Source organism: Maribacter sp. UBA3344 (assembly GCF_002362375.1).
In the GTDB taxonomy this organism is placed as follows: Bacteria; Bacteroidota; Bacteroidia; order Flavobacteriales; family Flavobacteriaceae; genus Maribacter; species Maribacter dokdonensis.
In genome coordinates this window covers 108,987-115,070 of sequence record NZ_DERI01000029.1, presented here as the reverse complement: position 1 = coordinate 115,070, position 6,084 = coordinate 108,987, and the positions used below count along the sequence as shown (strand labels likewise).

General features: G+C 36.9%; 7 protein-coding genes, 2 tRNA genes and 1 pseudogene. All 10 read right to left on the bottom strand.

Features of this window, described 5'->3' with window-relative positions; translation table 11 throughout:
• A pseudogene (rpoB, locus tag B2Z27_RS17960) lies at positions 1-1,430 on the bottom strand (DNA-directed RNA polymerase subunit beta); the annotation flags it as partial.
• Between the two features lie 132 nt (positions 1,431-1,562).
• On the bottom strand, positions 1,563-1,940 hold the full coding sequence (rplL, locus tag B2Z27_RS17955) for a 50S ribosomal protein L7/L12 (RefSeq protein ID WP_058106005.1): 378 nt from the start codon (positions 1,938-1,940) through the stop codon (positions 1,563-1,565).
• Positions 1,941-1,991: 51 nt separating this feature from the next.
• Positions 1,992-2,507, bottom strand: a complete 516-nt coding sequence (rplJ, locus tag B2Z27_RS17950; protein ID WP_058106004.1) for a 50S ribosomal protein L10 — start codon at positions 2,505-2,507, stop codon at positions 1,992-1,994.
• Positions 2,508-2,532: 25 nt separating this feature from the next.
• Positions 2,533-3,222, bottom strand: coding sequence for a 50S ribosomal protein L1 (rplA, locus tag B2Z27_RS17945; RefSeq protein ID WP_058106003.1), 690 nt, complete (start codon positions 3,220-3,222; stop codon positions 2,533-2,535).
• A gap of 18 nt (positions 3,223-3,240) precedes the next feature.
• On the bottom strand, positions 3,241-3,678 hold the full coding sequence (gene rplK, locus B2Z27_RS17940) for a 50S ribosomal protein L11 (RefSeq protein ID WP_058106002.1): 438 nt from the start codon (positions 3,676-3,678) through the stop codon (positions 3,241-3,243).
• 79 nt (positions 3,679-3,757) lie between these two features.
• On the bottom strand, positions 3,758-4,309 hold the full coding sequence (nusG, locus tag B2Z27_RS17935) for a transcription termination/antitermination protein NusG (RefSeq protein ID WP_058106001.1): 552 nt from the start codon (positions 4,307-4,309) through the stop codon (positions 3,758-3,760).
• A gap of 7 nt (positions 4,310-4,316) precedes the next feature.
• On the bottom strand, positions 4,317-4,505 hold the full coding sequence (gene secE, locus B2Z27_RS17930; RefSeq protein ID WP_058106000.1) for a preprotein translocase subunit SecE: 189 nt from the start codon (positions 4,503-4,505) through the stop codon (positions 4,317-4,319).
• Positions 4,506-4,561: 56 nt separating this feature from the next.
• Positions 4,562-4,634: transfer RNA gene (locus B2Z27_RS17925), tRNA-Trp, on the bottom strand.
• A gap of 97 nt (positions 4,635-4,731) precedes the next feature.
• Positions 4,732-5,919: an elongation factor Tu gene (gene tuf, locus B2Z27_RS17920; protein ID WP_058105999.1), complete on the bottom strand. Its 1,188-nt coding sequence runs from the start codon at positions 5,917-5,919 to the stop codon at positions 4,732-4,734.
• A 55-nt stretch (positions 5,920-5,974) separates the two neighbouring features.
• Positions 5,975-6,046, bottom strand: a tRNA-Thr gene (locus B2Z27_RS17915).
• Between the last annotated feature and the right edge of the window lie 38 nt (positions 6,047-6,084).

Genomic DNA, 6,084 nt, shown 5'->3' with positions numbered 1-6,084 from the left:
TGATCCATAAATTGAGATAATTGGTTCGTACCAAAGAAAGAATTAATTACTGAAGACAACGTCTTCGCATTAATCAAATCAATTGGTGTAAATACCTCATTATCACGAACGTTCATACGCTCACGTATTGTTCTTGCCATACGAGCAAGACCAACACCAAACTGAGAAGATAATTGTTCACCTACAGTTCTTACACGACGGTTAGATAAGTGATCAATATCATCAATTTCAGCTTTTGAGTTTATTAACTCAATTAAATATTTTATAATAGTTATGATATCTTCTTTAGTCAAGACTTGCTTGTCCATTCCAATATCCAACTGTAATTTTTTGTTCATTCTATAACGACCAACTTCACCTAAGTTATAACGTTGATCAGAAAAGAATAATTTATCAATAATACCACGTGCCGTTTCCTCATCTGGCGGCTCCGCATTACGTAATTGACGATAGATATGCTCAACGGCTTCTTTTTCAGAATTCGTTGGATCTTTCTGTAGTGTATTGTGAATTATAGCATAATCTGACTGAGCATTATTCTCTTTATGTAAAAGAATAGTTTTTACATCAGCATCAATGATTTCAGCTATGTGTTCCTTTTCTAAAATAGTATCACGATCAAGAACAATCTCATTACGCTCAATAGATACTACTTCACCAGTATCCTCATCAACAAAATCCTCATGCCAAGTGTTCAATACTCTTGCCGCTAATTTACGACCTAATACTTTTTTAAGACCGGCATTAGAAACCTTCACCTCTTCAGAAAGATCAAAAATCTCTAATATATCCTTATCACGTTCAAAACCAATAGCTCTAAACAAAGTAGTAACCGGTAATTTTTTCTTTCTATCGATATAAGCATACATTACGCCGTTGATATCGGTAGCAAATTCTATCCAAGATCCTTTAAAAGGAATTACTCTTGCAGAATATAATTTTGTCCCGTTTGCATGGAAAGACTGACCAAAGAAAACCCCTGGAGATCTATGCAATTGAGAAACAACAACTCTCTCAGCACCATTGATAACAAAAGTACCACTAGGTGTCATGTAAGGAATTGTACCTAAGTAAACATCTTGTACAATAGTTTCAAAGTCTTCATGCTCTGGGTCTGTACAATATAATTTTAAACGAGCTTTTAAGGGAACGCTATAAGTAAGACCACGCTCTATACATTCTTGGATAGAATATCTAGGTGGGTCTATGAAATAATCAAGGAATTCCAATACAAACTGATTTCTGGTATCAGTAATTGGGAAATTTTCCATGAAGGTGTTATAAAGACCTTCATTACCTCTTTCATCTGATTTAGTCTCAAGTTGAAAAAAGTCTTGGAAAGATTTAATCTGAATATCTAAGAAATCCGGATAGTCCGGTGTGTTTCTTGCAGAAGCAAAGCTTATTCTTTCAGTATTATTTGTGAACATCTACGGACAGTGTTTTGATCGTGAGTACTAGTTGGGTTGTATACTTCTTAATATACCTAATTCTATAAAAAGGCTTAGGTCTAAACGCAAAAAGCGCAAAGACCTAAACCAAAAGTAATATGGTTGTTGCTATTATTTAAGCTCAACTTCTGCTCCAGCTTCTTCCAATGATTTTTTGATACCTTCAGCTTCGTCTTTAGTAACACCTTCTTTAACAGCTTTTGGTGCGCTATCAACGATATCTTTAGCATCTTTTAATCCTAAACCAGTTAATTCCTTAACTAATTTTACAACTGCTAACTTAGAAGCACCTGCTGCTTTCAAAATAACATCGAATTCAGTCTTTTCCTCTGCTGCTTCACCAGCTTCACCACCACCACCGGCAGCTACTGCTACTGCTGCTGCTGCAGGCTCAATACCGTACTCTTCTTTTAATATATCAGCTAACTCGTTTACTTCTTTAACTGTCAAGTTAACTAATTGTTCTGCGAAATCTTTTAAATCTGCCATTTTCTATCGTTTAATAAAATTTTTAAAATATACTTAGTTTATTGTGCGTACTTATTTTTCAGATAATGTTTTAAGGATACCAGCGATTTTACCACCACCAGATTTAAGTCCAGAAATAACATTTTTGGCTGGAGATTGTAACAATCCAATAATCTCACCAATCATCTCTTCTTTGGACTTAATGCTTACTAACGCATCCAAGTTCTCATCACCTATGTAAATTGCTTCTTCAACAAAAGCTCCTTTTAATAAAGGTTTATTAGATTTTTTTCTAAAATTCTTTATCAATTTTGCCGGAGCGTTGGCTACATCTGAAAACATTAAAGAAGTATTTCCTTTTAACGTTTCAGGTAATTCACCAAATTCTTTTTCAGAAGCCTCCATTGCTTTAGCAAGCAATGTGTTTTTAACTACAGCCAGTCTAATATTAGCTTTGAAACAAGCTCTTCTTAAATCAGAAGTTGTACCTGCATCCAAACCAGAAATATCAGCCACATAAATAGTGGCACTATCTGCCAACTGCGTAGTCAAATCTTTTATAACCGTTGCTTTTTCTTCTCTTGTCATACTATTAATTTTTAACTACCAGCTGTTAAACTGACTTTGGATCTAATTGCAAACTAGGACTCATAGTGCTAGACATGAAAATAGTTTTCATGTAAACACCTTTTGCCGCAGTTGGCTTCATCTTATTCAAAGTATCTAACAACTCCTTAGCATTGTCCGCTATTTTATCAGCAGAAAAAGAAGCCTTACCTATCGCAGCATGTACGATACCTGTTTTATCAACTTTAAAATCTATTTTACCTGCTTTAACTTCAGATACAGCTTTTGCTACATCCATAGTTACAGTACCTGTTTTTGGATTAGGCATTAAACCTCTAGGTCCTAATACACGACCTAATGGTCCTAATTTACCCATTACGCTTGGCATTGTGATAATAACATCAACATCTGTCCAACCGCCTTTAATTTTTTCCAAATACTCATCTAACCCAACATAATCAGCACCTGCCTCTTGAGCCTCCGCTTCTTTATCTGGGGTCACCAAAGCCAAAACCTTTACGTCTTTACCAGTTCCATGAGGTAATGTTACCACACCACGAACCATTTGATTAGCTTTTCTTGGATCTACACCCAAACGAACCGCTAAATCTACTGATGCATCAAACTTTGTATTGGTAATTTCTTTTATTAAAGCAGAAGCTTCTGTAACAGAGTATAGTTTATCTTTCTCTATTTTAGAATGCGCCTCCTTTTGCTTCTTCGTTAACTTTGCCATTTAATTACTTTTAAGATTTTAAAAAGGTCTTTTACCAGCTACCTTCATACCCATTGAACGTGCAGTACCAGCAATCATACTCATTGCCGATTCAACTGTAAACGCATTAAGGTCAACCATTTTATCTTCGGCAATCGCCTTGATTTGGTCCCAGGTAACACTACCTAATTTTACTCTGTTAGGTTCGCCAGATCCTTTTTTAATCTTAGCCGCTTCCAATAGCTGAATTGCCGCCGGTGGTGTTTTTACAACGAAGTCGAAAGACTTATCTTTGTAAACGGTGATAACAACTGGTAATACTTTACCTGGTTTATCCTGCGTACGAGCGTTGAACTGCTTACAGAATTCCATAATGTTAACACCAGCAGCACCTAAGGCGGGTCCAACCGGTGGCGATGGATTCGCTGCACCTCCCCTAACTTGTAGTTTAACTACTTTACCTACTTCTTTTGCCATTGTTTAAAATTAAATTAAAAGCGTGTTTACGGAAGCAACACTACTTTAATTATATGTATGTAACACTTAATCTAAATACTTAAATCTTCTCTACTTGCATATAGCTAAGCTCCAATGGTGTTTTTCTACCAAAAATCTTAACCATAACCTCTAGCTTGCGTTTTTCTTCATTAATTTTCTCAACAGTTCCATTGAAGCCATTAAAAGGACCATCAATTACCTTAACCGTTTCACCAAAAACAAATGGAATTGCAACACTATCTGTATTCACAGCTAACTCATCTACTTTACCAAGCATACGGTTAACCTCATTTTTTCTCAAAGGAACAGGATCTCCCCCTTTAGTTTCCCCTAAAAACCCAATAACATTGGTTATTGAACGTATGATATGCACCATCTCCCCACCTAAATTGGCTTTGATCATGATATACCCAGGAAAATAAACCCTTTCTTTATTAATTTTCTTGCCGTTTCTAATCTGAACTACCTTTTCAGTAGGAACAAGAACATCCTCTAAATAGTCTGAAAAACCATGACGCTCTACTTCACTTTCAATGTATCCTTTGATTTTATTCTCTTGACCACTTACAGCTCGTACAACGTACCATTTTTTCTCTAAAACCTCTGACATAGTCCTATTAGTTTAAAACGTAGTTGAAATATGCTTTTATCACCTTACTAAAGACCGTATCTACACCCCAAGTAGCCAAAGCAAAAAGGATAGAAAACACAGCTACAACAACCATCAAATTAGATGATTCTGCACGTGAAGGAAGAGTAACATTATTCCTTAACTCTTCAACGGATTCTTTTATATATGTGAACATTTAAATACTGTTTTACAATTTCAACAAATAGGATTATTCATCCAAATTCTATTGTGCACGGGAGGAGAGACTCGAACTCCCGACACCTGGTTTTGGAGACCAGTGCTCTACCAACTGAGCTACACCCGTATGAACGGTGAACCAAATCACCAATTCTATTATTTGCATGTAAAGGTGTCCCGCTTGAGCAGAACACCCTTATACACAATACTCTTTTAAGACTAAATTAATCTATAATCTTAGTAACCTGACCAGCACCTACTGTTCTACCACCTTCACGGATAGCGAAACGTAAACCTACGCTTAATGCGATTGGCTGAATCAACTCAACTGTAATCGTAAGGTTATCACCTGGCATTACCATTTCAACTCCAGAAGGTAAAGAAATGTTACCTGTTACGTCAGTAGTTCTTACGTAGAACTGTGGACGATAGTTATTATGGAATGGTGTGTGACGACCACCTTCTTCTTTTTTCAATACGTAAACCTCAGCTTCAAATTTAGCATGTGGCTTTACAGAACCTGGCTTACAGATTACCATTCCACGGCTAATTTGAGATTTTTCAATACCTCTTAACAAGATACCTACGTTATCACCAGCTTCACCTCTATCTAATATTTTACGGAACATTTCAACCCCAGTAATAGTAGAGTTCAATTTCTCAGCACCCATACCAATAATCTCAACAGGATCACCAGTGTTTGCAATACCAGTTTCTATACGACCAGTAGCAACAGTACCACGACCAGTAATAGTAAATACATCTTCAACTGGCATTAAGAAATCCTTATCAACATCTCTAGCAGGAAGTTCGATCCAGTTATCAACAGCTTCCATCAACTCCATAACCGTATCAACCCATTTTTGCTCACCGTTCAATGCACCTAATGCAGAACCAGCGATCACAGGACCATTATCACCATCATACTCATAGAAAGAAAGTAATTCTCTTACTTCCATCTCTACCAATTCGATCAACTCAGCATCATCAACCATATCCACTTTGTTCATGAATACAACGATTCTTGGAATACCTACCTGACGACCTAAAAGGATGTGCTCACGAGTTTGAGGCATAGGACCATCCGTAGCAGCAACAACCAAAATAGCACCGTCCATCTGAGCAGCACCAGTAACCATGTTCTTTACATAATCCGCGTGACCCGGACAGTCAACGTGTGCATAGTGACGGTTAGCTGTAGAATACTCTACGTGAGAAGTGTTAATTGTAATACCTCTTTCTTTTTCCTCAGGAGCGTTATCGATAGAATCGAAACTTCTCAATTCAGAAAGACCTGCATTTGCCAAAACAGTAGTAATAGCAGCAGTCAATGTAGTTTTACCGTGATCCACGTGTCCAATAGTACCTATATTTAAGTGCGGTTTGGAACGATCGAAAGTTTCCTTTGCCATGTTTAATGTATTTTAATCTTAGTTTATATTAGTGTACAAATTTATACCTTAATTGAGCCAATGACGAGATTTGAACTCGTGACCTCTTCCTTACCAAGGAAACGCTCTACCCCTGAGCTACACCGGCGTAAAGTGTTGAATCTACCAAATGGCAGATTCCTGCCT

Coding starts and splice junctions, on each gene's coding strand:
- rplL (WP_058106005.1), bottom strand. CDS start 1,940: ATGGCAGATTTAAAAGATTTCGCAGAACAATTAGTTAACTTGACAGTT.
- tuf (WP_058105999.1), bottom strand. CDS start 5,919: ATGGCAAAGGAAACTTTCGATCGTTCCAAACCGCACTTAAATATAGGT.
- rplK (WP_058106002.1), bottom strand. CDS start 3,678: ATGGCAAAAGAAGTAGGTAAAGTAGTTAAACTACAAGTTAGGGGAGGT.
- rplJ (WP_058106004.1), bottom strand. CDS start 2,507: ATGACAAGAGAAGAAAAAGCAACGGTTATAAAAGATTTGACTACGCAG.
- rplA (WP_058106003.1), bottom strand. CDS start 3,222: ATGGCAAAGTTAACGAAGAAGCAAAAGGAGGCGCATTCTAAAATAGAG.
- nusG (WP_058106001.1), bottom strand. CDS start 4,309: ATGTCAGAGGTTTTAGAGAAAAAATGGTACGTTGTACGAGCTGTAAGT.
- secE (WP_058106000.1), bottom strand. CDS start 4,505: ATGTTCACATATATAAAAGAATCCGTTGAAGAGTTAAGGAATAATGTT.